The following is a 23,965-nucleotide window of genomic DNA, read 5'->3' as shown; positions in this document are numbered from 1 at the left end:
TAACTATTTGTTATTTGGCCTACTCTGAACTCAAAATAATTTCAAACCCATGAACAAGAACGTGGGCTTAAACAGATGCTTTTATCTAGTGCACTAGGGCTCCAGTATCTAGGTATCAGCAACTCACGTGACTGTTTAAAAAAGAACAGCAACTCCTAACGTGATTGTATCTTGAGTGGTAGCCTCTCCCTGACTTCGAAGAATCCTCTTAAGAGCACCGTATTCTTCATCATGTTCGTACTCTGTAAAAATATTAAGCCCTGGCTTAATACGATAATAAGGCCTAAGGATATAACGCATTTGGTTTAAGCCATTGCCAATCTCATTTTTGACTACAGTATGAGTAGCCAAAATGCTGCGAATTCCTGTGAGGAAGAAGAAGTTATTGGTCAGCTGGTTAGCCCGAGCCAACTGAATGTCAAACTTCACGCTGCCATCACGGTAATAGGTTCTAATGTTGGTATCAATGTAATAAGGCATCACCCCTTCAATACCAATACCAGGTTGCCAATAAGGGCCTCCTGGGCGATAAAAATAATTGACCCCACCTTTAACAGCCCAAAACTGACTAATCAAATGCCAATAAAACACATCGATGTCCGCATTTTCAACAGATCCTTTATAAATTTCCGCATCCTCAGTATACAACTGGAGCTTATTGTAATCTGGGCCGTAGAGGCCTCTAAAAGACATTTCCTGAGCATTATGAAAAGGATCTTCACCCAGCTCGATATAGCTTGAGCGGTAGAAGCCTTGATGATGCCCTGCGGGGTGTTTGATGAGAGAAGCATCCAGTGGCATGACTTCGTCTTCTCTTACAATGGGTCGATTGATGTAGGCTTGCTGAACAGCGTAATGCTCTGGCTTTCGAGTGCCGTTGGCAATCTCGATGATGGTGGTGTATTGAAATACGCGCGCCATTCCCGCCGTCATGTGCAGAAGATGGTGGCAATGGAAAAACCACTGACCGCTGGCTTCAGTATCAAAATCGGCAACGGCAGTAGCCCCTGGAGGGACTTCAATGGTATGCAATAACGGATCGTAAGATCCATGACCATTGCGTAAAATAAACCAATGTCCATGAATATGCATGGGGTGACGCATCATCGAATTGTTGGTAAAAATAATCCGATAACGCTTTCCTGGCTCAATCAGAATCGGCTTGGCCTTGTATTCCGGTAAGCCATTAATAAACCAGATATAACGGTCCATGTAACCAAACAATTCCATTTTAATAATCCCATCGACTGGTATATTCGGGTTGTTGGTTTTCACTGCTCCTTTTAACTCTTGATATTTGGTTCCTAGGGTGCTGGCTTTTGCTGAATCAGCCGGCTCTATCTTATCGCCTATGATGGTCGGCTCAATGGGCATCTTCATGTTCATGGAATCATTCATCGACATGCCCTGTTCCATAGGCCCATCAGACTTCATGTTCTTATTCATAGACATATCATTAGCAGAGTTAGACGTCTTACTCTGGCTCATTGCGCTATGATTCATGTCCGGCATAGCCATGCTCTTGTTCATTGCGGTCGATGAGGAGTCAGATTTCATTTGAGCAGAGTTAGACGTCTTATTCTGGTCCATTGCGCTATGATTCATGCCCAGCATGTCCATGCTCTTATTCATTGAGGTCGAAGAGGAGTCAGATTTCATTTGAGCAGGGTTAGACGTCTTACTCTGACTCATTGCGCCATGATTCATGCCCGACATGTCCATGCTCTTGTTCATCGAGGCCGATGAGGATTTGGACTTCATTGATGAGGTGTGAGCGGAATGATTGGATGCATTGTCCATTTTCTTTTGGGCAGTCATAGAGGACATGGAGTGATTGGCGCTTTGCGAACTCATTGCCTTGGAGTGCGAAGGCATGGTCATGGAGGGTTTCATTGCCGTTGATGATGTTTTTTTGTTCATCAAAGCGTGTGGTTGATTTCCACCCATTCCCCCGCCATTCATAGACTGCATCATATTGGCCATCATTTCTCTTGTCACAGGAAGTGGTTCAGGGAAAGGAGTCACTTGCTGATAGTTGACGACTTGATTAGGATGGGTCACTAAGGCCCCATAGGCTTTACCCAGCGTGTCAATCGACTCGGCATAAATAATGTAAGGCTTGTTTTTTTGAATTTTCACCAGGATATCATAGGTTTCACCCGGTGCAATCCAAAAATCCTCAATGGGATAAGGGTCCACATCATTTCCCTGAATGTGCACCATGTCCACTTTAGCATCAGGGATTTTGACCCGATAAATGGTGCTTGCACCTGCGCCAATGAAGCGTAGCCGCACCGTATCCCCTACCTTCACAGGCGCGGTCCAAGGATGTGATTTAGGATGACCATTTAATAAATACGCATCATACGCCACATCACTTAAGTCATAGATGCTCATACGCATTTGTTGCATCATTTTATAATCGGCGATTAATTTTTTACGCTCTTCGGGTGACGCTTTACGGTAATCATGAAGAAATTTCATGAGTGAGGGTTGTAGGGGAAATCGAGGACCGTAATAGTCGCCGTCTTTTTTTAAATTCGCAAGCACTTGTTCCGCAGGGGTGTTGCTCCAATCGGATAACACCACCACATAATCTTTGGTGTAGTGATAGCTTGGAGGATTGGGTGGATCAATAATAAAAGTCCCATACAAACCTTCTTGTTCTTGAACCTTGGCATGGGCGTGGTACCAATAGGTCCCCCTTTGGTACAGTTTAAAGCGATAATGGAACACCCCTCCAGGAGGAATTGGTTTTTGACTCACCTCATCCACCCCGTCCATTTGCCAAGGGACTAAAAGACCATGCCAATGAATGGACGTTCCCTCATCCAAATGGTTGTACACGTTGATGGTGACATCATCCCCTTCTTTAAAATGCAAAGTCGGTGCTGGAATTTGCCCATTAACAGCAATGGCGCGTCTTAGTTTGCCTGCAAAATTCACCGTTTTATAAGCGACTACCAAATTAACCGTACGCTTTGCTCCACCTGTCATAGTGAGCGGTTTCACTGTTCTGACAGATTGTTTTTTAGCGATAGGTTGTTCCATTTTGTATTGTGCAGGTTTCGATTGAGACGGTGTAGTCTTGGGAGAAGGTAACGGTTGTGTTGAAGCACCATGTTGCTCATGCTGGGCAAACAAAGCAGAAGAACTGAGCAGTAAAAAGGAAAAAATAAAGCAATAGTTCCTTATTGAACGACGCAAGTCCTTTTGTACCATGTTTGTATCCTTCCATAAAAATCGTATTAATGCGGCGATACCGTCTGTTCTGCTTTGACAGGTAGAACACCATACCCATACCGATAGACTAATTCCGCCCCATACCAAGCCGTCGTGAGCAACAGCACTTGCACAAGGAACAACGCCATTAAGAAAATCAGCGTCGTTTTTTGGTGTTTAATATAACGCCAAACCACCCAGAAAGCCATAAGTAAAATAGTGCTCATCGTAATTAATGCCCAGTTGCGGTGAATCACTTTTACGGCATGCACCATAGCCCCATGTTTCACCGTATAAAAGGCATAAAACCCAGCGGACACAGTGGTCACCGTGCTTAATGCGGCTAACCATAAACACCAACGAGCTACTATGTCCAATTCGACAATCAAGGGCCTGGTGTTCCAATGAGTGTAAGAAGCTAGGTAGATTAGGGCATAAAGAATCACCGAAACAGTAAATAAGGCCACGGTAAAATGGACAAAAATGGGGTGCCAATTGGGGATAATTTCTATCATGGTCGATGCGTTCCTTATTCCAGTTTAGGGAACCAACATCCCATTCCCTCGTTTCTTCTTATAAATAAATAGCCAAATGGCTATTCGATTAATCCCTTTTAATTTCTATTTTTGTCAATTGAATCGTTATCCATTATGCTAAATTTCAGAGATGGAAATAGCAACAATACACCCTGTTGTTTTTTAGTCGTTGGCAAGGACAAGAACAATCATTTTAAAGGAATGGTTATGAACGCTAAGGATTGTTTTGCAGAGAATGAATACGAAGATAAAACTAGAGAAACCACCCCTCTTTTTGATGAGAAAGAGGGTCATGAAGCCAGGGATTTAGAAAATGAAACGGACCTTGACGAGTAGTTTGATGCCATACGTTCCATGAATTAACTTCCTCGCCTGTTAATCGGGATCCTTATAGAGCGCTTCAAACCAATTTGCCATGACATCATTACGCATGATTCGGGAAGATTCCAACGAATCCCTCATCATCTGCGCAAAATCATGCTCTATTTTTTTAAAACAATTGTTCTCTGTGACCATGCGACGATTGGCTTGAACGGGTGGGCCTAATCGTTCGATTGCTTTCATCAGCGGATTTACTTTTTCAGAAAACACATAGCGACTTAAGCGCATGGGATGAGTTTTCTCAAGCCACCAGGATAAGAACGGATTACTTAAGCCTTGTACCAAAGATTGCGTTGTTTTTTGGTAAATCGAATCATTGGCTTCGGAGGTTTGGCGAACCTTGTCAAACGGCTCTGTGGAGCTCGTTGTGCAAAGCTCTGTGAGTTCACGCTCTTCAAAACGCACATGATATTGTTCTTTACTGCAATCGGGATCGCCCGTTGGATTAATAATCATCATTTCATAAAGCCCCGGCGGCAATTGCTCAATGGCGTCACTATGCTCTAAAATGGCGCGATGGTGCAAACGAATGACTTTGGCTGAAACAAAAATCCCTAAATGCCCAACGGAGGGGTGAAGAAGATAAACCACTCGCTGTTTGGCTTTCTTCAATGCGTGTGTCGTAGGATAAATCGTCCTTATCCAATGCAAAGCCTGCCTCGGTGGGGTAATTTGATCGCCTTGGGATGCAAAAAGAACCATGGGACTTCGAATGCGTTTCAAATCGTAAACGCAACCTTTATGAATTGGCATTTCACCACGCTCCAATTGATTGCCAATAAAAAGTTGAGTCACTGTCGCCATTATCTCTTCTTGGCTAAATTGGTAAAAACCATTCCACCAGCGTTCAAACTCTAAAAATCGCTCACGTTCTGCATCGATTTCATCAAATAAACCGTAATACTTATCCCAAATGGCCGTGGTGGGATTGAGTAACTCAAAATTAGAGACCAACCAGGCCCCATCCAATATCCCTTCTTTTAAATCCGATAGAAAGCGGGCACTCCAGGCACCACCCAAGAGCCCACCCAATAATTGCATGGGATTGGCTTCTTCTTCACTGTTAGACCAATAAGAAACCGGAGAACCATTCATGACCGTCAAACCAACCGATCCCACACAATCAGAAGCCAATAAGGCCAGCATCCAACCGGCTTGGCAATTGCCATAAAGAATGGGGGCTTTGCCTTCATGCCAGGCTTGGACTTGTTCAACAAAATGGCGCAAAGTCATCAATACATCGGCGAGCGTTTGGTGAGGCACAGGATTAGGATAAAAAATAACAAAATACACCGGATGACCACTATGCAGGGCAATGCCCACTTCAGAGTCCCGTTTAAACCCACCAATCCCTGGCCCATGGCCAGATCTGGGATCCACAATAATAACTGGATGAGCATGAGGATCAAAACATTCCTCAAAACACACATCGCCGACTTCAAGAATCTTAGCCAACGCATAATTCGTTTTGGGTTCCAATGAGTTCCCATCCAAAACGAATTCGTATTTAAAATGAAGCAGTGGTGGCAACCCTTGTTGTTCGTGCTCCATCATGTTATTGGCACGTTCACGTAACGTATCGCAAAACAAAATAGAACGCTGCCAAAAATCCAGTTGATAAGAAAAAAAATCATGCCCCATTTGATAAGGCGAGTCGATGTCTTGCTTGTCCATGTGTCACCACCATCCTGAATCATCCACATCTTATCTATTGTGGACTAGGAATAAGATTTTTACAAAAAATGTTTTCTCCATCGGATGACCGATATTATCAAGATACCTTGGAGACAACGACTGCTCAAGGAAGTAATTAAAGGGAATTAACTAATACAAAAATCAAGTCTTAACCGTTTGTTGTTGGGCAGTAGATAATCTATTATGGTACTCAATCATTTGATAAAGAAGAATCTCATGAATAAGATAAATTTTCTATTGTATTTATTAACCATGCTCGCCATATCCTTTGTCACCATGGGTTATGGAACCACTGAAGCCACAGACACTACAAACCAAACGAAACACATGTATCGCGGCTCCTCGATTACTCGTGAAGAGTTAGCCCAAGTTGCGGATTTATCCTCGGCACGGGATCAAAAAGGAAACCCCGTGACCTTAGAAGAAGAAAGCTACTCGATTGGCTCTTTTACAAAAGGCACGGTGACTATCGTTCCCAAAAGCGGGAAAGCAGACGAAGTCATCACCTTGGATTTAAAACCTAATTAATGCATAAAAATCTGACCTTGCTCAAATAAGAGCTGAAAATCCACTAGTCGCTTTGTACGTCATGATGTCAGTGCCTCTGATATTTACGTCTGCAGCCTCCTTACTTAAGGCGACAGTAATCGACAATAAACCACAAATAACACCCTACACCATGACTCATTCCTTGATTAATTAGGGGCATCTGAAGGATACAAAGCACGCAGCTGCGTCAACACTTTTTGTAATTTTTGCCAGTTGACTTCAGTCCCTTTTTTATCATTGGCATCGCCTGATTTATCAAGACGAGTGGCCAATTGACTGACGTAGCTTAGATTTTGCTGCAGTGTTTTTTTCTGTTCTGCTGACAAATTCGTGCTTAACGCAGGTAATGCATTGACTAAATCACGAATGGCAAACGCATGTTGGTGTATGGACGTTAAATCATCACCACGGAGCACTTGATTCATCGATGCCGCATGCTTATCTATTGCCTCCCAAAGGGCTGGAATCGTTTTGGGAATGGATTTCGTTGGCTCTTCAGTAGAATCAGCCATTGCTTGAGAATACCCAAACACCAGCAAAACACTGGCGATAAGCCCCAACCAAAAATGGCTTTGTTGTTTCAAAGTCGTGTGTTTCATTTTTTTTCTCCTTGCTCTGTTTTATCCTTTTGTCTTCGCTTTTCTCGCCATGCTTCCATGGCATTATAGACTGTAGGTACCACTAACATATTGAGTACCGTAGAAGTCAATAATCCACCCAAAAGCACCTGTGCCAACGGGCGCTCCAATTCCTTACCTGCAGGCGAACCCCACAACAAGGGAATTAAGCCCAGGGCCGCTGTGGCAGCAGTCATTAATACCGGCACCAAGCGATCCATAGTGCCATTAATAACCACTTGTTCCCGAGTTTTTCCCTGCAATCGCAGTTGGTTGTAATGACTCACTAAGATGATTCCATTTCTCGCAGCAATTCCAAACAGCGTAATAAACCCAATCATGGCCGCTACACTCATCTCACCACTTACCACAAACAGAGAAATGACCCCGCCAATGAGTGCCAGAGGCAAATTAAACATCACCAATAACGCTTCTCTAAACGTGCCAAAGGCTTTATGCAGCAAAATCAACATAATAAAAATCACCAAGCCACCAAAGACCAAAATCACTCGAGAGGCTTGTTGCTGACTTTCAAATTGGCCGCCGTATTGAATAAAATAACCGGTAGGGAGTTTGATTTTTTCCTGTACTTCGTGTTGCACTTCGGCAATCACGCTGCCTAAATCGCGTCCCTGCACATTGAAAGAAATCACTAACAACCGCTGCACGTTCTCACGATTAATGGCAAAAGGTTGCGGTTCCAATGCAATCTCTGCCACAGCTCGCAATGGGATTTGTGCATTGCTGTCTTCTCCTATGCCATGAGCATCGATCAACATGTTTTGAATGTCCTTGACGCTGTCACGTCCTGGTTTATCCATGCGCAGATACAAATCAAACGTGCGTTGCCCCTCTAAAACACTGGAGACACTCACTCCATTCAAAAGCACCTGTATGTCTTCCGAAATCTGTCCCACATTGACCCCATAGCGCGCGGCTTTTTCACGATCAAGTTGAATCACCAATTGGGGTACTTTAATCTGCTGCTCCTTATTCACATCCACCACCCCGGGTACTGATTGTAACAAAGCCTCCATCGATTGCCCTAATTCATTGAGGGTGGATAAATTATCCCCAAAAATCTTAACGGCCACTTGAGCTCTTACCCCAGAAAGCACTTCATCCATACGATGAGCAATAAACTGTCCCACATTAAACACAGCACCTGGAATATTGGCCAAATCGGATCGAATTCGACGCAGCAATTCATCAGGCCTCATGGACTTGTCTTTATCAAAGTTAAGACGCACATCAAATTCACTGATGTTGGGGGGCAGGGCGTCTTCATCCAATTCACTGCGACCTGCCCGCTGTGCAATAGAAATCACTTGCGGATAGCGAAGTAATGCTTTTTGCACTTGTTGTCCTAAACGCATGGATTCATCCAGTGAGGTTCCCGGCAAGGTACTCATCACGACAATAAAGTTGCCCTCATGAAACTCCGGTAAAAAGGAAGTACCAAAAAAAGGAAGTAAGGCCAGGGCAAAGACAAAAGCCGATAAAGCAAACGCAAGAACCGTTTTGCAGTGTGAGATAGACCATTGAAGTGCCGTTAAAAAATGTTTCTTAAGCCACAGGACAAAGCGAGTTTCGCGCTCTGCCTCATGGTTACTTTCCTGTTCTACCGCATAATGCCGTTCCTTTTGCGACAAAGCATGCAAGCTCACTTCGGCATCGTGTTGTTTTTCTTGACGACGTACTAACAACAGATAGCATAAGGCGGGTACCATGGTGATGGAGACCACTAGAGAACCTAATACCGAGGCAATATAAGCAATCGCTAAAGGACTAAAAATGTTCTTGGCAATACCTGACAAAAAGAAAATAGGTAAAAAGACCAGACTAATGATGATTGTGGCATAAACCACGGAACTTCGAATTTCCAAAACCGCATCAAAAACCACTTGCATGGTGGGTAAAGGATGGGCTTCCTGACGATTAATGCGTAAACGATGCACGACGTTTTCAACGGTAATGATGCCGTCATCGACCACCTCACCAATGGCAATCGCCATACCGCCTAAAGTCATGGAATTAATACCAATACCAAAATAATGAAGAACTAAAATACCGACCACGAACGAAACCGGCATGGACAAAAAGGTAATCAATGAAGCACGCCAGTTCATCAAAAACACAAAAAGAATGGCGATAACAATCACAGCGCCTTCAAGAAGTGCGCGAGTTAAATTGTGAATGGCGGATTCAATAAAATTGGCTTGGCGAAAGACATTAGTCCTTAAGGTCACATCGTGAGGTAAGGACTTTTTAATTTCAAAAAGTGCTTTTTCGACGTTCTCTGTGGTCGTGACCGTATCGGCTCCATAGGCTTTAGAAATAGTCCCAATCACCGCATGTTCTGCATTATAAGACGCATCACCCCGCTTAATTTCACCGCCAAAAGCAACGTTTGCCACATTATTAATGGTAATAGGCACGCCATTACGAACCACAATCAGTGTTTTTTTGATGTCATCCAGTGTCTTAATCCGTCCAACAGTACTCACTACGAACTCGGTTCCTGCCTGATGGACAAAAGCACCAGGCACATTTTGATTCGCAGAAGTCAGTGCTTGTCGCACATCTTCCACTGTAATTCGGTAGGCTAACATGCGCTCAGGAATGAGGCGTACCTGGTATTGCTTGACTTCCCCACCAAGGGATACCACAGAAGCCACACCACCTAATGCTAAAATCCGGGGACGAATCGTCCAATCCGAAATGGTGCGCAGCGTTTCAGGGCTTGCCGTGCGACTCATCAACGCATATTTCACGAGCCACCCCACAGCCGACGTAACCGGTAACATGATGGGTGACTCAACACCAGGAGGAAGGCGATTCACTACTTGTTGAATGCGTTCATTCACCAACTGGCGATTACGATAAATGTCGCTCTGGTCGTCAAACACCACCGTAATGGTGGAAAGCCCCACGGACGTTTTAGAGCGCACACTGACAACGCCTGGCGTGCCATTAATCGCACTTTCCAAAGGATAGGTAATTAAGGTTTCCACATCTTGGGTCGCCATGCCAGGCGCTTGGGTTTGTACCACCACTTGGGGTGGTGCAAATTCAGGAAACACATCCACCGGCATTTGTTTTAGGGTATAACCACCCAGCAAGCAAAAAATAATCGTTAACGCCAAAATCAAAGGGCGATTATGTAAAGACCAGGCGATGAGGTGAGTAAACATTTAATGAGACTCCTCTTGGCCTGATTTCGGCTTACTGCCTCCACTGAGCCACAGAGTATAAATCTCGCGATTGCCTTGAGTGACAACGAGGTCGCCAGGGACTAGGCCGTCTGTAATTTCGGTGTAGTCATCATCCACAGCACCTACTTTAACAGCGACGCGATCATAAATATCCCCATTTTGCACAAAAATAAATTGCTCGCCATCCGCCTGCAACACGGCCGCATTGGGTACGGTAAGCGCTGCCTCATTACGCGCTAAAATCACATTGGCGCGTACAAACATCCCGGGCTTAAGGAGCCCATCCTCATTGTCCAAAGTAATTCTCACATTGACGGTACGAGTTAATGCGTCGAGATTGGGCTCAATTAAAGTCACTTGTCCTGCAAATACCTTCTTGGGGTAACTTAAGGCATGAATATTCACTTCTTGCCCTACTTTAACGTTACCTAAATCTTCTTCATACACTTGGGCTATGACTAATAATTTATCGCGATTGCTGATGTGAAAAAGAACGGTGTTCGGCTCAACGGCTTGGCCTAAATTAATGTTACGCGCATCAATGATGCCTGCAATTGGGGCCGTGACCGCAACACTCGGCGGGGGATTACCCACTAATCTTGATTGCACTGTGGCTAAGCGTTGTCCTGCCTTGACGCTATCCCCTAAATTCACATCAATGGCGGTCACACTCCCACTAATCCGAATGCTGACATCCGCTTGCGCATCAGGTAACAATTGAACTTGGCCATTCAAACCCAGCAATTGCGCCATAGGACGATTGGTTGCTTCCACCACCTTGATGTCCAGCATTTTAGTTTGTGCTGGTGTTAAATGAACTGGGCCTTTGGCTCCTCCCTCGCTCACTTCAATTTCTTCTCCATGGGCAAAGCACCCTTGAATAGGAACGAGTAGACTAAGAAACAGACTAATTAATGCCATCCTTCTCATTCGCTGCCGCACCATCATTTGCTATCCTCATTCCTTTGATACGCTAAATAAGGGCAAAACCCATTGGTTTTACCAGGACCAATAGCCGTACATAAAGCCACATACACTTGCAAATACTTTTCTAAAGTATTGAGATAGGTCGTTTGCAAATCATTTTGTTGTTTTTGTACTTGCAATACATTCAAAAAAGAAATTTGTCCACTCTCATAAGAATCACGCGCCAGTTTGACGTTCTCAACCGCTAATTTAAGGGAGACCTGTTGCGTTTCTTTAAGACTCTTTTGCAGAGCTTTTAATTGCCCATAGTTACTGGTTACTTCCGTCTCAATACTTAAATTCAAAGCACGTAATGCCAGCAGGGCCTGAGTCCCGGTGTGACTGGCTTCTAAAATTCGCCCCTGATTACGGTTTAAAAGAGGAAGAGGCACAGAAAGCGTGACACCCAAAGTGCGATCGGCGGGTTGAGGAGGGCCTTCTTCCACCACAATTTTATCTTGTTGCACACCAAGCCCTACCGTCCAATCAGCAAAACGCTCCGCTTTGGCCAAACGGCGATCGGCATTGGCGCGGTGAATCGATAACACAATAGAGTGGCGGTCCGGGCGATTTTTAAGCGCCAACGCTTTTAAGAAGGGTAATTTCAGGAGCGTTCTCTCAGCGATGAAATCCATCTTTAGCGATAAGGGTGAATTGGCTTCCCGCCCCATCAATTGATTCAGTAGGGCATATTGACTGATACTAAAACTATGCAAAAGATGTTTTTCTTGCCCAATCCGCAGATACTCAATGCGTGCTGCATTCTCATCCAGCTTTGAAATTTCAGCCGCGTGATAACGGTTGTGGATAACATCGACCAGCTCGTGGTTTATCCGTACTAAGTAATTCACCTGGTGCATGCGACGCTCGGTAATCACAGCAGCATAAAACGCATTCGCCACTTTGCTACTTAATTGACGCTCTGCTTCCCTAATTTCTGCCATGGCTTTCAACACATCCAAGTGCGCCACGGTCTTTTGTTTCGCAATACGCCCAGAAATAGGAAATGCTTGGCTAAAACCAGCACTGCGTGAATATTCCCCTTCATCATTAAATAAGCGATCGTCGTTATTGGAGAGGTTAAGGCTTGGGTTAGGCCAAAGGCCTGCTTGGAGCAAACGAGCCTTGGCAATAGTCACATTATAACGCGCCGCTTTTAAATCCTTGTTGTTCGCTAAAGCAATTTGGGTTATTTCTTGAAGAGTCAATGCCTTCCCTGCTGTGGCCAAAGAGGCATACAACAACAGAAGGATTATCCCATAAAAAAAGCGCCAGGCAGGATGATGTTCCATAAACAATCGCTCAAGAAGTCACTCTATTGCCTTATCTTACAGCGATAAGCCCGGCCGACCATCCAATGGTCCGCTACGAAATCATTTTTGGGCTTGCCTTCATAAGTTTGCTGGTGTTGAGTCACCAAAACCGTATTGGCACCTAGGAGAGCCGCTTTGTTTTTTAGTATATTAAGCTCATCCTGAATCAAATGCTCATGCGATTGATACGATTGGCTCATGCCATTGCGATCATAAGCTTTGACTTCCCCTAAAAAAGTACAGCCTTTTGAGGGCCTGCCGGATTGGAGAAGGGTCACTTTTTCTCCTTCAGGGGTTAGTTTGGCATTATAAGAACAGCCAACAAGAAGTGCAGGCACCAAAAGTAGGTGAGCGTGTTTCATTAGAAAATGGGTCATGAATCAATACCTTCTTTTTATTATTTTATTTCTTAGTATCTCCCACCCAATGCCATTAAACAAGAGTTGTGAATTATTTGATGAGGTAGCGCAAAAACAGAAAGGTAACCTATTAGAACTTAATGCACTGCTGCAGTAAGACGACAGTTTTGTGCGTTTTCATTTTTTATTCGGTAACTTGATGAATACCCAAATCAATCGTATTGTTCGTTGTCGCAAGCATCGGACTATAGACGCAAACGGAACCATTGATTTTTCTTTGCTTGGCCGCATAACACGCCAAATCCGCTTCTTTAATCACGGCATTCACTGAAGCCGAGTGAGAATTCATCTGAGTAATGCCAATGGAGCAGCCTAGATTAAGCTTCGATAAAATCCCTTTTTTGAACGATTGTTTGGTCACGGTGATAAGATTCTCAGCAATCTTTTTCGCCTCATCCACGGAGATGTGTTCCATCACGGCAATAAACTCATCCCCGCCATATCGAGCCACTACATCATCCTTTCGCAATCGCTGCCTTAAGAGTTGTCCAAATGCGGTCAACGTGTTATCTCCCACATCATGGCCATAACGATCGTTAACCGCCTTAAATTTATCCATATCAATAAAAAGGACAATAACCCATCCATCATTGCTCTTAATGTGTTGAAACCGTGTGTTCAAAATATCAAAAAGAGTCTCTCTGTTATGGCAACCAGTCAACGAATCGTATTTGGTATGATGCCTTAATGTTTCATAGCGGTTTTTAAAATCATCCATCACTTCCATCTTTTGAATGGTCTTCGTCATAAGGCGACAAGACAAATAAACATAGGTGGCCCCTAATAAAAACACACTGCCATAAAAATAATTAAGGCAGTGGGGATCAACCAAGAGACCGTAAAAAATACTGGCCGAATAACTTAGAATAAAAGCGCCAATAAAAGCAAGATAAGCAAGCCACTGCCCACGATAATGGTTCGTTTGTTGCAATACGCGTTTAATTAAATAGGCACCACTGATGAGAAAGACAATACCAACCACGATCATAACCACTGGGAACACCATGATTTTGCCTTAAAAACAACTGACTGCTTCTTATCAGTATAGATCGATTTTGTTTTTTTTCTATGCGCAACAATTTTTTTTCATCTTTTTTCATAGTGTTATCCGTCGCAACTTAAGCGCATTAACAATGACGGAAACAGAAGACAGTGCCATCGCTGCTGCTGCAATAATAGGACTTAAGAGTAAGCCAGTGAGTGGGTACAAGACTCCAGCCGCCAAGGGCACACCCAGTACATTATAAATAAAGGCGAAGAACAGATTTTGACGGATGTTGCTCATGGTATGTTCTGACAAACGACGCGCTTTAGCGATACCACGCAAATCCCCATGCAACAAGGTAATACCAGCACTTTCGATTGCCACATCAGTACCCGTTCCCATGGCAATACCAATGTCTGCTTTTGCCAACGCCGGGGCATCATTCACGCCATCTCCTGCCATGGCAACAGTAAGGCCTTTGTCTTTTAATTCACCCACGATGCGGCTTTTGTCTTCAGGCATGATTTCAGCCACTACCTTTTTAATGCCTAAGGTACTCGCTACCGCTTCAGCAGTTTTCTTGCTATCTCCGGTGAGCATAACAATTTCGATACCGCGTTGTTGCAACTCGCGTAGTGTTTCAGGAGTAGTCGACTTAATGGGATCTTCCACCACCAAAAGAGCGACCATTTTACCATCCACTGCCATGAACATGACTGATGCACCCTTGCTACGAAGTACATCCGCTTGTTCAAGAAGAGAAGCATTGTCACTTCCATGCTCCTGCATTAATTTCACGTTACCAATGGCAATACGATGACCATTGACCTTTCCTATTACTCCCTTTCCAGTAGGTGCTTCAAAATCTTCAACTGAGCCCAAGGACAACTGTTTTTCTTTCGCAGCCGTTACAATGGCATTGGCAAGAGGATGCTCGCTTTGGTGCTCAAGAGTAGCTGCAAACCCTAAAATAAGCGCTTCATCAAACGCATCATCAGTCACAATGCGAGTCAATTTAGGACGCCCCTCCGTTAGGGTACCCGTTTTATCAACCACTAAGGTATTGACCTGTTCCATGCGCTCCAAGCTTTCGGCATTTTTAATTAAAACTCCATTTTGGGCTCCTTTTCCAACCCCTACCATGATGGACATGGGTGTTGCCAAACCAAGAGCACAAGGACAAGCAATAATAAGTACGGATACGGCGGCAATTAAACCATAACTCAATGACGGTTGTGGACCTAGAACAGCCCATAGAATAAAAGACACTACGGCAACCAAAATCACTGCAGGAACAAACCATCCAGAAACGGTATCTGCTAATCGCTGAATAGGAGCACGGCTTCTTTGGGCAACACTCACCATTTGGACAATACGAGCAAGCATGGTATCACTGCCCACATGCAACGCGCTCATCACAAAACTACCCCTCTGGTTTATAGTGGCTCCAATGACTTTGGCCCCTGCTTCTTTAGTAACCGGAATGGGTTCGCCTGTCACCATAGACTCATCGACAAAACTGCGCCCTTCCAATACTTCACCGTCCACGGGTATTTTTTCACCAGGACGAACACGCAATGTATCCCCAACATGAACCTTGTCAAGCGATACTTCTTCTTCACTGCCATCCTCTTTAATACGATGAGCACGTTCAGGAGCCAATTTCAACAAAGCACGGATGGCACTACCCGTTTGCTCTCGTGCTTTGAGTTCCAGCACTTGTCCTAATAAGACTAAAGTCGTAATCACTGCTGCCGCTTCAAAATAAACAGCAACCACCCCTTCTTGATTTCGAAACGCATGGGGAAATACACCTGGCCAAAGAACAGCCACAACACTGTAAATCCACGCCACACTAATACCCATAGCAATCAAGGTAAACATGTTTAATTGACGTGTTTTTAGAGAGTGCCAACCGCGCTTAAAAAATGGCCAACCGCCCCATAACACCACGGGTGTTGCAAGCAGCAATTGCATCCAACTGGACACATCGCCAGAAATAAAATGCTTCAACCCATGTCCACCCATCTCCAAGATCACGACAGGACCAGTCAAAATCAATGCAACCCAAAATCGACGTCTCATATCAAGATACTCAGGGCTCGCCGCTTCTGCTGTTATTGTTTCGGGTTCTAATGCCATACCACAAAGGGGGCAATGACCAGGGGCAGATTGGCGAATTTCTGGATGCATAGGACACGTATAAACGATTAGACCTTCCGTTTTGGAGGAATCCTGCTGAGGCTTGTGTGCCTTATGTTCTTGATGACAACCAGTATGCTCTTCACCAGAATGTATCTGTTTTTGATGAGGGTCTTGCTTCATCGGTCACCTCTTTATATTGTTTTCACTGATTACCCTGTCTACCCAGCACTAAAGCCTCTGGAGACCCACTAAAAACCAATGGTCTTAATGCCCAGCTCCGCCGCCATGACCACCATGTCCGCCTGCGCTGTGTCCTCCATAGCCGTCAGCCTCTTGTGAACTATGTTTCACCGCACCATCACAAGAGCTCAAAAAGGAAGTCGCAAAAACCAGCCCAATAAACACCATCATGATCCTGATTACTTTAAAAAATGACATGTGATACTCCTTCTCTATTAAAACTGTTCCAACTTATTTTTTATAAGTCTTTACCAACTTATATTGTGCTAAATCCGTCGCAATCAAATCACTGACATCAATCGCATTGGTGATATGACGGATGGTATTACACGTAATGACTTGCACCCCTGCCATTCCTGATAATAGGGAGTATGCGTCTTGTGCAAACAGCGCATGCACCCCAATACAAACAATGGACTTAACTCCTGCTTGGTGTAAATGCTTCACCGTCTCTATCATAGTTCTGGCGGTGGAGATGATGTCATCCACCAATACGGGGGTTGACGATTCAAGCTTAAGTAGATTGGGTACCGAAATAGCCACCTCTTTATCGCCATGACGAACTTTCTCCAAAATCACATAAGGAAAAGGACCTTGTTCTGCAATACTAGAAACCCACTGCTCGCTTTCCACATCAGGGCCAATAATCAAGGGCTTTGGAACATGCTGTTTAATCCATGCGGCAATAGGGGTTGTGGCATGTAAGACAAAGGTAGGAATGGAGTAGATTTCATCTAAAGAATGGTAGCGATGCAAGTGAGGATCAATTGTCATCAACCAATCCAATGAGGTGGATAACATCTCGGCAAAATAACGCGAGGTAATTCCCTCACCTGGATGAAAACGCTTGTCTTGGCGTAGATAGGGAAGATAAGGAGCAATCAAGCCGATTTTTTTAGCGCCCAATTCTTTAGCTGTTTTGGCAAAAAACAGCAAAGGCAGTATTTTTTCATCAGGCTGGTTTAAACTATCCACTATCATGAGATTGCGATGTTTAACCTCCGAATTAATTTTTAAGTACCACTCCGTGTCTGGAAAACGATGGAACGTCACATCACCCATGTCCACGTGCAGTGTCTCTTGTAATCGTCTCGCTATGTCTGAGGAGTCAAATAATGAAAATAATAATGGCTTCAAGAGTGTTCTCCTAAAACAATGACATCGTGTTTGTCGCGCAAAACATCACAGGCGTAGTTTAGCGCCCCTGAAGACTCCGCATGAATGGTAAACAAAGGCTCGCCTTGTTCAACTTGTGCACCCATATGAACATGCAAATCCACTCCTGCTGATTGAGACTTAGGCGCACCAGCAAGCTTGGCTATTTTGGCAAGCTTTCGATTATCGATAAGAGCTATCTGCCCTCTTTTGGGAGCCACAACAGGATGAGTAAAGCGTGCCGTTTTCAATTCCTTCATCCCCCCTTGCGCCTCGCAAATGGCCTGAAATTTCTTAAACGCTTGCCCACTGTCCAGTACTTGTTGCGCTACGGATTGGCCTAAGCCCTCTGGAACTTTGGATGACAATTCAAGAAGAGCACCCGCTACCCTCAAGGCTCTTTCACGTAAATCATTTGGGGCATCAGGCAACCCTTGCAACACGGCAAGAACATCACGCGCTTCCAACGACGGACCAATGCCGTTTCCCACCGGTTGCGACCCATCAGTCAATATCGTATGGACCACAAGCCCTAACTGTTGTCCTACGTCCTCAAGCAAGTGTTTCAGAAGTAACGCCATAGGCTTATCCCTGACTTTGGCAGTAGGTCCTACCGGGATATCAATGAGCGCATGCGTGGCGCCCGTTGCAATTTTTTTAGAAAGAATCGAGGCGACTAATTGTCCTTCGCTATCCAAATCCAAGGCTCGTTCCACACGAATCAGCACATCATCGGCTGGGCTTAAACTCACAGCACCACCCCACACAATGCAGCCGTTTTCTTTTTCAACTACGTGACGCATGGCCTTTGGGCTTAAATGGACTGGCGCTAAAGTTTCCATCGTATCGGCGGTTCCTGCAGGAGAGGTAATCGCGCGGGAGGACGTTTTGGGGATGATTAACCCAAAAGCCGCGACGATAGGCACCACAATCAGGGTCGTGCGATTTCCAGGCAATCCGCCCACGCAATGCTTGTCCATCACAAGCGGCGAAGACCAGGATAAGCGATCACCACTGTCTATCATGACTTGCGTGAGTCTCATGATTTCATTTTTTGTGAGATGTCCTGCGCTACTTGCCGCTAAAAAAGCAGCAATTTGCACATCAGACAGTCGACCACTTAACACATCATCCACAATCCCTTTGAGTTGCTCATAAGACAGTTCATTGCCATAAATCTTGGTATGCACGAAGCTTAATGATTCCAACGGTTTAGGATGAGAGAGTTGAATTTCATCGCCTTCTTTAGCCTTTAAAGAATCCCAAGCATAATTGGACAAACTGGCCTCACCTGGCTTTAAAAGCTCTGAAGTCACGACATTGAGGGTGGCCATAATAGAGCGGCTACCTAAGCTCACTTGAATACGTGTTTGTACTTCAAACCCTTCCGAATGACAAACATGACAATCCTCTCGCATGTAAATAATGGCTTCATGATAGGTTTTAATCCCTAAATACTTTAAACAAAGCACATGACCCGTCTCATGACTCACGACAAATCCTCCGTTTGCAGATAAGAAGGAATGGTGCATGAAAAACCAAATTGTTGCTCAATCTTTTCTTTTAATGCTTGAGCAGAGTGGTGCTCACCATGAGTGATAAAGATTTTTTTAGGCGGTCGAATAAAGTGCTTCAGCCAGCCTAACAGTTCTTGATAATCCGCATGAGCCGACGTACTGCTCATGACCACGACCTTGGCGCGTATAGGAACAAAACCTCCATGAATTTTGACTTCCTTCTCCCCATTGACAATCCTGGCTCCACGCGTACCCCCCGCCTGAAAACCAGTAAACAACAAGGTGCTTTTAGAGTCCGGGGCAAACGCTTTCAAATGATGCACAATGCGACCTCCTTGAGCCATGCCACTGGCAGAGAGGATGATTTGCGGCATTTTATGGCGGTCAATCTCCTTGGATTCCTCAGGCGTATGAACATAGGTGGCCGCCTGACATAACCCGCGACATTGTTCCTCAGTTAAATGATGATCGTCTTTATAAGTACACAACAAATGAGTAGCATCAATCGCCATAGGACTGTCTAAAACCACTGGAATGTCTTTGGGAATTTCCCCTGTTCGTTTCAGTTCATAAATAAAATAAAGAATACTTTGCGCACGTCCCACTGCAAAAGCAGGAATCACAACTGAGCCGCCTCGGTTGATGGTTTCATTAATCACTTGGCCAAGTTGGGGTAAGGGATCGGTGACCCCATGCAATCGGTCTCCGTATGTGGATTCCATCACCAGATAATCCACTTCTTGAATGATGGTGGGGGCTTTCATGACGGGATCGTAAGGACGGCCTAGGTCTCCGGTAAATAAAATCGAGCCCTTCTTGGTTTTTATTTTTACCATGGCGGCACCTACGATGTGACCGGCACGATGAAACTCAAAATTCAATTCACTGAATAATTGGTGTGGTGTATCAAAATCAATCGTCTCAAAATAATTTAAGGCCTCTCTTGCCTCTTTTTCAGTATAAAGAGGAAGAGCTGGCTTATGCTTGGAAAACCCATATTGATTGGCCAGTCGGGCTTCTTCCTCCTGCAAATGTCCACTATCTGGCAATAAAATAGCGCATAATGCCTTGGTGCCCGGTGTAGCATAAATTTTGCCTTGAAATCCCTTTTTGATGAGCAAGGGCAGATAGCCCGTGTGGTCAATGTGTGCATGAGTGAGAATGACCGCATCAATATCACGTGGGTTAATAGGCAAGGGATCCCAATTGCGTAAGCGCAATTCTTTATAACCTTGAAAAAGACCGCAATCAATAAGGATTTTTTTAGAATCCACCGTCAAAAGATATTTTGAACCAGTCACCGTCTGGGTTGCCCCTAAAAAAGTTAATTTCATTGTGCCTCCGTTAGACTTCCTTGGTTTTCAAATCCACCTGATTCCGCCACATCACATACACCACGGGAATCACAATTAAGGTCAGCAAGAGCGCTGAAAAAACGCCACCCACCATAGGTTTCATGACGTCAGCCCCAATCCCTGTAGCCCACATCACAGAGAGCAGCCCCAAGATATTGGCAAGACCCGCCATGACCATAGGTCGAATACGCGATACCGCACATTCTCGCACCATTTGAATCAAATCCGGCAACGTATTGAGTAATCCCTTTTCTTTTTGCGCAGTGTAATCGGAATCGAGGTAGGCAAACATCACGGCACTGGTTTCGGCCGCAACGCCTGCGAGCGCAATCATCCCTGCCCAGACCGCAATGCTCATGTTATAACCTAATACATAAAGCAACAGAAAGCCGCGGTAGGGATTCTCCCGTGAGTGGTGCCTCATTGATCTTAAGTGCGGACAATTCAAAAAGACGAGCGTCTGCGACAATTAAATCGCCGCTTTCAAAAAGAATAATATCACCGGGGACGGCATCAGATGCAACAATTATTTTAGCATGACCATCGCGCAATACGGTGGCTTTGGGTGCTGCCATTTGTTGTAGGGCAAGCATGGCACGATCAGCGCGGTATTCTAATACGAATCCAATGATGGCATTTAAAATGACAATAGCCAAAATGGCAATGGCATCCGCTTTTTCATCCAACAAAAAAGACACAACAACAGCACCTAAAAGCACCCAGGTGACCACACTTCCAAATTGCTGCAAAAAAATGAGGAAAGGAAACGTTTTTTTCTGTTGACTCAGCAGGTTGGATCCTACTTCTTTTAACCGCTGCTCCGCTTCTTTCTCAGATAGTCCTAAAGATAAGTCAGTTTCAAACAACAATGCCATATCTGCAGGTGATTTTTCGTGCCATTGTTCTGCCATGACAGCCATCCTTTGCATTCACCATCCATTATGATTTGGTGCGCATCATTTTATCTCAATTTTTAGTGCCCAAATAGTTCTTATTTAATAGAGTGAGCGCTCATGCACCCCTTTAGGATTGAGTAAAAGATTTTAGTGTTAGCGACCACCACCGCCACCATGACCAACATGGCCTTGAGCAACATGCTCTTCCAAACTTTTAGTGTACTTACTGCTAGTGCCGCTGCTCATGCACGCAGTAAGGATTAAACAACATGCCAAAACCATCCAATGACTTTGTTTCATGATGATTTCCATCCTTGATTTTAAAGGGAAATAATTACAATATAGACTCTTTGGTATGGATAAGTCAAAACAAAGTGTTCTATGCTTTGACAGACAGTTAGCTAGGAATAACCTTTGAGAAACTCAATTAAAATACCTTGAGATATCCTCAATCAAAACTCTTAAAAACATTTAGTGTACAAAAGAAAAATTTTTCCCTTTTATTGAATTAATTGAATGATAGCTAGAGTATGACCTCGAATTAATGTACTGTTTGCTTCTTATAAATAACTAGCAAATTTCTGCCAGACCGATTAAACTTGCTTGATTAATATGCTCCCAAAATTGTTCCCACCGACCTTTGGTTGATATCAACGCTCTTAAATGCAGAACCATCGAAATACCCTGATTTTTCCACTTCATTCCTGATTGGCAGAGGCGCTGTTTAATAAGAGTCTTGCAAGCTGCTTCGGTAGCCCCCGAGCCAATGGGCAAATTGTTCATTTGATAAAAGTTATAATCCATTCGTTGCCTTTGATTTTTAAAATAGGTAATTGCACTTTTTAGTTTGTCAACAAGCCTCTGTTTTTGTCTATTGGGTAGCATATTGCTCATTTCACTAAGCAATTGGGAGGCTGCATTAAGCTCATGTTTTAATCGGTGACAGGCTAACTCGAGCCAAAGTTTCCGCAGTGAAGTATCGATTGGGTGCATGGCATGAGAAGCTGCTGCAAGATATTCGGTTGCATGAAAAAAATCGAGAACCTGGTATTGGGTATGGCGCTCTAAAAAATCCCAATTCACTCGTGCACCATCAGCAATACCCACATAGGTTGCATTAGGGTATTGTAATTTAATGCGGTACACCTCTCGCTCAAGACGTTCCAAAAAGTTCGCCTTGCCATATTCTGGAGCTGCCCCTAAATAAATAGTATGCAACCGTTCTCCAGTCTTATTGTATAAGGTAATTGTTCCTGTCATGGCTTCTCGCCAACCTTCATTGACCATGAGCACACAAGTGCCATCAAGACTCACAGATACCGTGGTAACCTCATCTAGTTTGGGCGTTTCATACATCCAGTCTGCTTCCATAGCTTGAGCGATTGAGCCCACCACATTCACAATATTTTGTAGAAAAGAACGGGCTACTGGACGACCATGATTGGTTTTAAAATCGTCCATGACTTCTTGTGCACTGAGTTGTGCGTATTTGCTAGAAACTTGCTTGGCAAATCGTGGCGTTGAACTGATAATAGTTCGTGCTCGTTCATCTAAAGGACAGTAGGTTTTTCCTCCAGATGAGGTTTGATAAACGTAACGCTCCAAATGGACAGCACCATAAGGTGTTTCATAACATTTTCGGACTTTCCCTTTGCTTGTCATCCGAACATTACCTATTTGAACAGGTGCCCCAGTTGTATCAAACCGCTTTAATGCCTCTGCTGTTGCAAGACGTCCCATTTCATTGACTGCGGATTGAATGGCCTCCTCCATATTCAGCATGGAACCATCAAGTTTAACCCGTACTTGCAACACTAATTCATCACCATTTACAGCAATCACTTCAGCTATATCAATTACTACAAATCCGTTTTAAAATGGCGATGATATAACACTTGGTTTGGCAGTCAAGTGAGAGTGCTCGTTATTGGCTGTTTCATGTAATAAAAACAGATGAATGGATTCCTGGATTAAGCAAGGATAGAAAGTATGAAACGCTGGGATTTGACTTCAATGCTGGATATAGGCCGGAAACTGTTTGCCAAGATCCATAAACAAAAACATCAAGCCCACCATAACCATGACATTCATTTTTTAGCGCGAGAATTAGATGATTGGTTAGTTGAGTTCATGCCCTTATCGATGGTAGTCATACACCACGATTTCTTAAGCGTTGTTATTTTCCAGACGAAATGATTGACCAACTCCATCTTTCTGACCGTATTCTGCAACATGTTTTGCTGCACCAGTTAAAGCCCACATTTCCTTTTGTCATGAACCCTAATTGTTATCACCTTCATGGTCCAAGCGGGGTAAAGTATGCAACAGAGCAAGTGAAAAAAGTTCTGGAAGAGAAGAAGCCAAAGTACCTTATTCGCGCGGATATTAAGTCGCATTACCATGATCCTAAACTGAATTTGATGTTGGAACGCATTATAGTCAATCCAATTGAAACACCAAGAGGTTATAAGAATCCAGTACAGGCATTGCGTTACGCGGCCCTTTATCCCAATTTTTTAGTGCACTTTATCTCAAGCCGTTAGATGACGCATTCAATGAAATGGATGTGGCTTACTTTCGGTATCAGGATGATATCCTATCCTATGCCAAACCCAGCGCAGTCTCAATCGATGTAAGCAGCGTCTCATGCAGGTGTTGCAGGAAAGGCGTCTGCGCTTGTCCGGTAAAAAAACGCGTATCGGCTCCATCGATAGGGGCTTTCATTTTTTAGGCATCCAATATCCAAAGACGCAGCCTTT

At 44.2% G+C, this 23,965-nt stretch carries 19 protein-coding genes and 2 pseudogenes; 4 read left to right on the top strand and 17 right to left on the bottom strand.

The genetic code is table 11. From position 1 onward, the window contains the following. Nucleotides 1–135: 135 nt before the first annotated feature. Both Lrub_RS03960 and Lrub_RS03955 read right to left on the bottom strand, forming a co-directional pair. Complete coding sequence (locus tag Lrub_RS03960) at nt 136–3,222, bottom strand: multicopper oxidase domain-containing protein (RefSeq protein WP_058530908.1); 3,087 nt, start codon at nt 3,220–3,222, stop codon at nt 136–138. Between the two features lie 26 nt (nt 3,223–3,248). Further along, nucleotides 3,249–3,737, bottom strand: a complete 489-nt coding sequence (locus Lrub_RS03955) for a DUF2231 domain-containing protein (protein ID WP_058530907.1) — start codon at nt 3,735–3,737, stop codon at nt 3,249–3,251. 228 nt (nt 3,738–3,965) lie between these two features. On the opposite strand from Lrub_RS03955, the gene Lrub_RS15175 reads away from it, so the two are divergent. After that, a complete protein-coding gene (locus Lrub_RS15175) occupies nt 3,966–4,094 on the top strand; it encodes a hypothetical protein (RefSeq protein ID WP_258230568.1) in 129 nt (42 codons plus the stop codon). A gap of 39 nt (nt 4,095–4,133) precedes the next feature. Here the strand turns inward: Lrub_RS15175 and Lrub_RS03950 are convergent, their stop codons facing one another. After that, nucleotides 4,134–5,813, bottom strand: a complete 1,680-nt coding sequence (locus tag Lrub_RS03950; protein ID WP_058530906.1) for a DUF3141 domain-containing protein — start codon at nt 5,811–5,813, stop codon at nt 4,134–4,136. Nucleotides 5,814–6,050: 237 nt separating this feature from the next. On the opposite strand from Lrub_RS03950, the gene Lrub_RS03945 reads away from it, so the two are divergent. Further along, complete coding sequence (locus Lrub_RS03945) at nt 6,051–6,362, top strand: hypothetical protein (RefSeq protein WP_058530905.1); 312 nt, start codon at nt 6,051–6,053, stop codon at nt 6,360–6,362. Between the two features lie 167 nt (nt 6,363–6,529). Here Lrub_RS03945 and Lrub_RS03940 read toward each other — a convergent pair whose 3' ends face one another. From Lrub_RS03940 to Lrub_RS03880, 14 genes and pseudogenes are all read right to left on the bottom strand, one after another. Further along, nucleotides 6,530–6,982 (bottom strand): hypothetical protein, encoded by a 453-nt coding sequence (locus Lrub_RS03940; RefSeq protein ID WP_058530904.1) that lies wholly within the window; start codon nt 6,980–6,982, stop codon nt 6,530–6,532. Continuing rightward, the gene (locus Lrub_RS03935) at nt 6,979–10,194 is read right to left on the bottom strand and encodes an efflux RND transporter permease subunit (RefSeq protein WP_058530903.1); all 3,216 of its coding nucleotides are present in this window, start codon (nt 10,192–10,194) and stop codon (nt 6,979–6,981) included. The genes Lrub_RS03940 and Lrub_RS03935 overlap by 4 nt, the downstream gene beginning before the upstream one ends. After that, on the bottom strand, nt 10,195–11,163 hold the full coding sequence (locus Lrub_RS03930; RefSeq protein ID WP_058530902.1) for an efflux RND transporter periplasmic adaptor subunit: 969 nt from the start codon (nt 11,161–11,163) through the stop codon (nt 10,195–10,197). It lies immediately after the preceding gene. Beyond that, entirely contained in the window at nt 11,160–12,473 is a 1,314-nt protein-coding gene (locus Lrub_RS03925; protein ID WP_058530901.1) for a TolC family protein, read from the bottom strand. The genes Lrub_RS03930 and Lrub_RS03925 overlap by 4 nt, the downstream gene beginning before the upstream one ends. Before the next feature lie 23 nt (nt 12,474–12,496). Continuing rightward, entirely contained in the window at nt 12,497–12,871 is a 375-nt protein-coding gene (locus Lrub_RS03920; protein WP_058530900.1) for a DUF4156 domain-containing protein, read from the bottom strand. A 166-nt stretch (nt 12,872–13,037) separates the two neighbouring features. Further along, nucleotides 13,038–13,919: a GGDEF domain-containing protein gene (locus Lrub_RS03915; protein ID WP_058530899.1), complete on the bottom strand. Its 882-nt coding sequence runs from the start codon at nt 13,917–13,919 to the stop codon at nt 13,038–13,040. Between the two features lie 90 nt (nt 13,920–14,009). Beyond that, nucleotides 14,010–16,223, bottom strand: coding sequence for a copper-transporting P-type ATPase (locus tag Lrub_RS03910; RefSeq protein WP_058530898.1), 2,214 nt, complete (start codon nt 16,221–16,223; stop codon nt 14,010–14,012). Nucleotides 16,224–16,307: 84 nt separating this feature from the next. Then, a complete protein-coding gene (locus tag Lrub_RS14940; RefSeq protein WP_164480553.1) occupies nt 16,308–16,481 on the bottom strand; it encodes a hypothetical protein in 174 nt (57 codons plus the stop codon). A gap of 33 nt (nt 16,482–16,514) precedes the next feature. Next, complete coding sequence (locus Lrub_RS03905) at nt 16,515–17,420, bottom strand: ribose-phosphate pyrophosphokinase (RefSeq protein ID WP_058530897.1); 906 nt, start codon at nt 17,418–17,420, stop codon at nt 16,515–16,517. Then, nucleotides 17,417–18,970 (bottom strand): thymidine phosphorylase family protein, encoded by a 1,554-nt coding sequence (locus Lrub_RS03900; RefSeq protein WP_108292921.1) that lies wholly within the window; start codon nt 18,968–18,970, stop codon nt 17,417–17,419. The genes Lrub_RS03905 and Lrub_RS03900 overlap by 4 nt, the downstream gene beginning before the upstream one ends. After that, nucleotides 18,928–20,289 (bottom strand): MBL fold metallo-hydrolase RNA specificity domain-containing protein, encoded by a 1,362-nt coding sequence (locus tag Lrub_RS03895; RefSeq protein ID WP_058530895.1) that lies wholly within the window; start codon nt 20,287–20,289, stop codon nt 18,928–18,930. The genes Lrub_RS03900 and Lrub_RS03895 overlap by 43 nt, the downstream gene beginning before the upstream one ends. A gap of 10 nt (nt 20,290–20,299) precedes the next feature. After that, nucleotides 20,300–20,707 (bottom strand): annotated as a pseudogene (locus Lrub_RS03890) (efflux RND transporter permease subunit); the annotation flags it as partial. Continuing rightward, a pseudogene (locus tag Lrub_RS03885) lies at nt 20,703–21,221 on the bottom strand (cation-transporting P-type ATPase); the annotation flags it as partial. The pseudogenes Lrub_RS03890 and Lrub_RS03885, both read right to left, overlap by 5 nt. Nucleotides 21,222–21,776: 555 nt before the next feature. Beyond that, nucleotides 21,777–23,057 (bottom strand): ISKra4 family transposase, encoded by a 1,281-nt coding sequence (locus Lrub_RS03880; RefSeq protein WP_058530892.1) that lies wholly within the window; start codon nt 23,055–23,057, stop codon nt 21,777–21,779. A gap of 138 nt (nt 23,058–23,195) precedes the next feature. Here Lrub_RS03880 and Lrub_RS15055 point away from each other — a divergent pair, with 138 nt between their 5' ends. Both Lrub_RS15055 and Lrub_RS15050 read left to right on the top strand, forming a co-directional pair. Beyond that, nucleotides 23,196–23,402, top strand: coding sequence for a hypothetical protein (locus Lrub_RS15055; protein ID WP_237760749.1), 207 nt, complete (start codon nt 23,196–23,198; stop codon nt 23,400–23,402). After that, a complete protein-coding gene (locus Lrub_RS15050) occupies nt 23,399–23,749 on the top strand; it encodes a hypothetical protein (RefSeq protein ID WP_237760748.1) in 351 nt (116 codons plus the stop codon). Before Lrub_RS15055 ends, Lrub_RS15050 begins: the two co-directional genes overlap by 4 nt. Nucleotides 23,750–23,965: the final 216 nt, after the last annotated feature.

This window comes from Legionella rubrilucens (genome assembly GCF_001468125.1).
Lineage (GTDB): Bacteria > Pseudomonadota > Gammaproteobacteria > Legionellales > Legionellaceae > Legionella_C > Legionella_C rubrilucens.
Note: the sequence above shows the minus strand (reverse complement) of the source record. Positions and strands in the feature narration are given on the sequence as shown.

Excerpts from the sequence above, each read along its gene's own strand:
- Lrub_RS03960 (WP_058530908.1), bottom strand. The coding sequence starts at position 3,222 with ATGGTACAAAAGGACTTGCGTCGTTCAATAAGGAACTATTGCTTTATT.
- Lrub_RS03955 (WP_058530907.1), bottom strand. The coding sequence starts at position 3,737 with ATGATAGAAATTATCCCCAATTGGCACCCCATTTTTGTCCATTTTACC.
- Lrub_RS15175 (WP_258230568.1), top strand. The coding sequence starts at position 3,966 with ATGAACGCTAAGGATTGTTTTGCAGAGAATGAATACGAAGATAAAACT.
- Lrub_RS03950 (WP_058530906.1), bottom strand. The coding sequence starts at position 5,813 with ATGGACAAGCAAGACATCGACTCGCCTTATCAAATGGGGCATGATTTT.
- Lrub_RS03945 (WP_058530905.1), top strand. The coding sequence starts at position 6,051 with ATGAATAAGATAAATTTTCTATTGTATTTATTAACCATGCTCGCCATA.
- Lrub_RS03940 (WP_058530904.1), bottom strand. The coding sequence starts at position 6,982 with ATGAAACACACGACTTTGAAACAACAAAGCCATTTTTGGTTGGGGCTT.
- Lrub_RS03935 (WP_058530903.1), bottom strand. The coding sequence starts at position 10,194 with ATGTTTACTCACCTCATCGCCTGGTCTTTACATAATCGCCCTTTGATT.
- Lrub_RS03930 (WP_058530902.1), bottom strand. The coding sequence starts at position 11,163 with ATGATGGTGCGGCAGCGAATGAGAAGGATGGCATTAATTAGTCTGTTT.
- Lrub_RS03925 (WP_058530901.1), bottom strand. The coding sequence starts at position 12,473 with ATGGAACATCATCCTGCCTGGCGCTTTTTTTATGGGATAATCCTTCTG.
- Lrub_RS03920 (WP_058530900.1), bottom strand. The coding sequence starts at position 12,871 with ATGACCCATTTTCTAATGAAACACGCTCACCTACTTTTGGTGCCTGCA.
- Lrub_RS03915 (WP_058530899.1), bottom strand. The coding sequence starts at position 13,919 with ATGGTGTTCCCAGTGGTTATGATCGTGGTTGGTATTGTCTTTCTCATC.
- Lrub_RS03910 (WP_058530898.1), bottom strand. The coding sequence starts at position 16,223 with ATGAAGCAAGACCCTCATCAAAAACAGATACATTCTGGTGAAGAGCAT.
- Lrub_RS14940 (WP_164480553.1), bottom strand. The coding sequence starts at position 16,481 with ATGTCATTTTTTAAAGTAATCAGGATCATGATGGTGTTTATTGGGCTG.
- Lrub_RS03900 (WP_108292921.1), bottom strand. The coding sequence starts at position 18,970 with ATGCACCATTCCTTCTTATCTGCAAACGGAGGATTTGTCGTGAGTCAT.
- Lrub_RS03895 (WP_058530895.1), bottom strand. The coding sequence starts at position 20,289 with ATGAAATTAACTTTTTTAGGGGCAACCCAGACGGTGACTGGTTCAAAA.
- Lrub_RS15055 (WP_237760749.1), top strand. The coding sequence starts at position 23,196 with ATGAAACGCTGGGATTTGACTTCAATGCTGGATATAGGCCGGAAACTG.
- Lrub_RS15050 (WP_237760748.1), top strand. The coding sequence starts at position 23,399 with ATGATTGACCAACTCCATCTTTCTGACCGTATTCTGCAACATGTTTTG.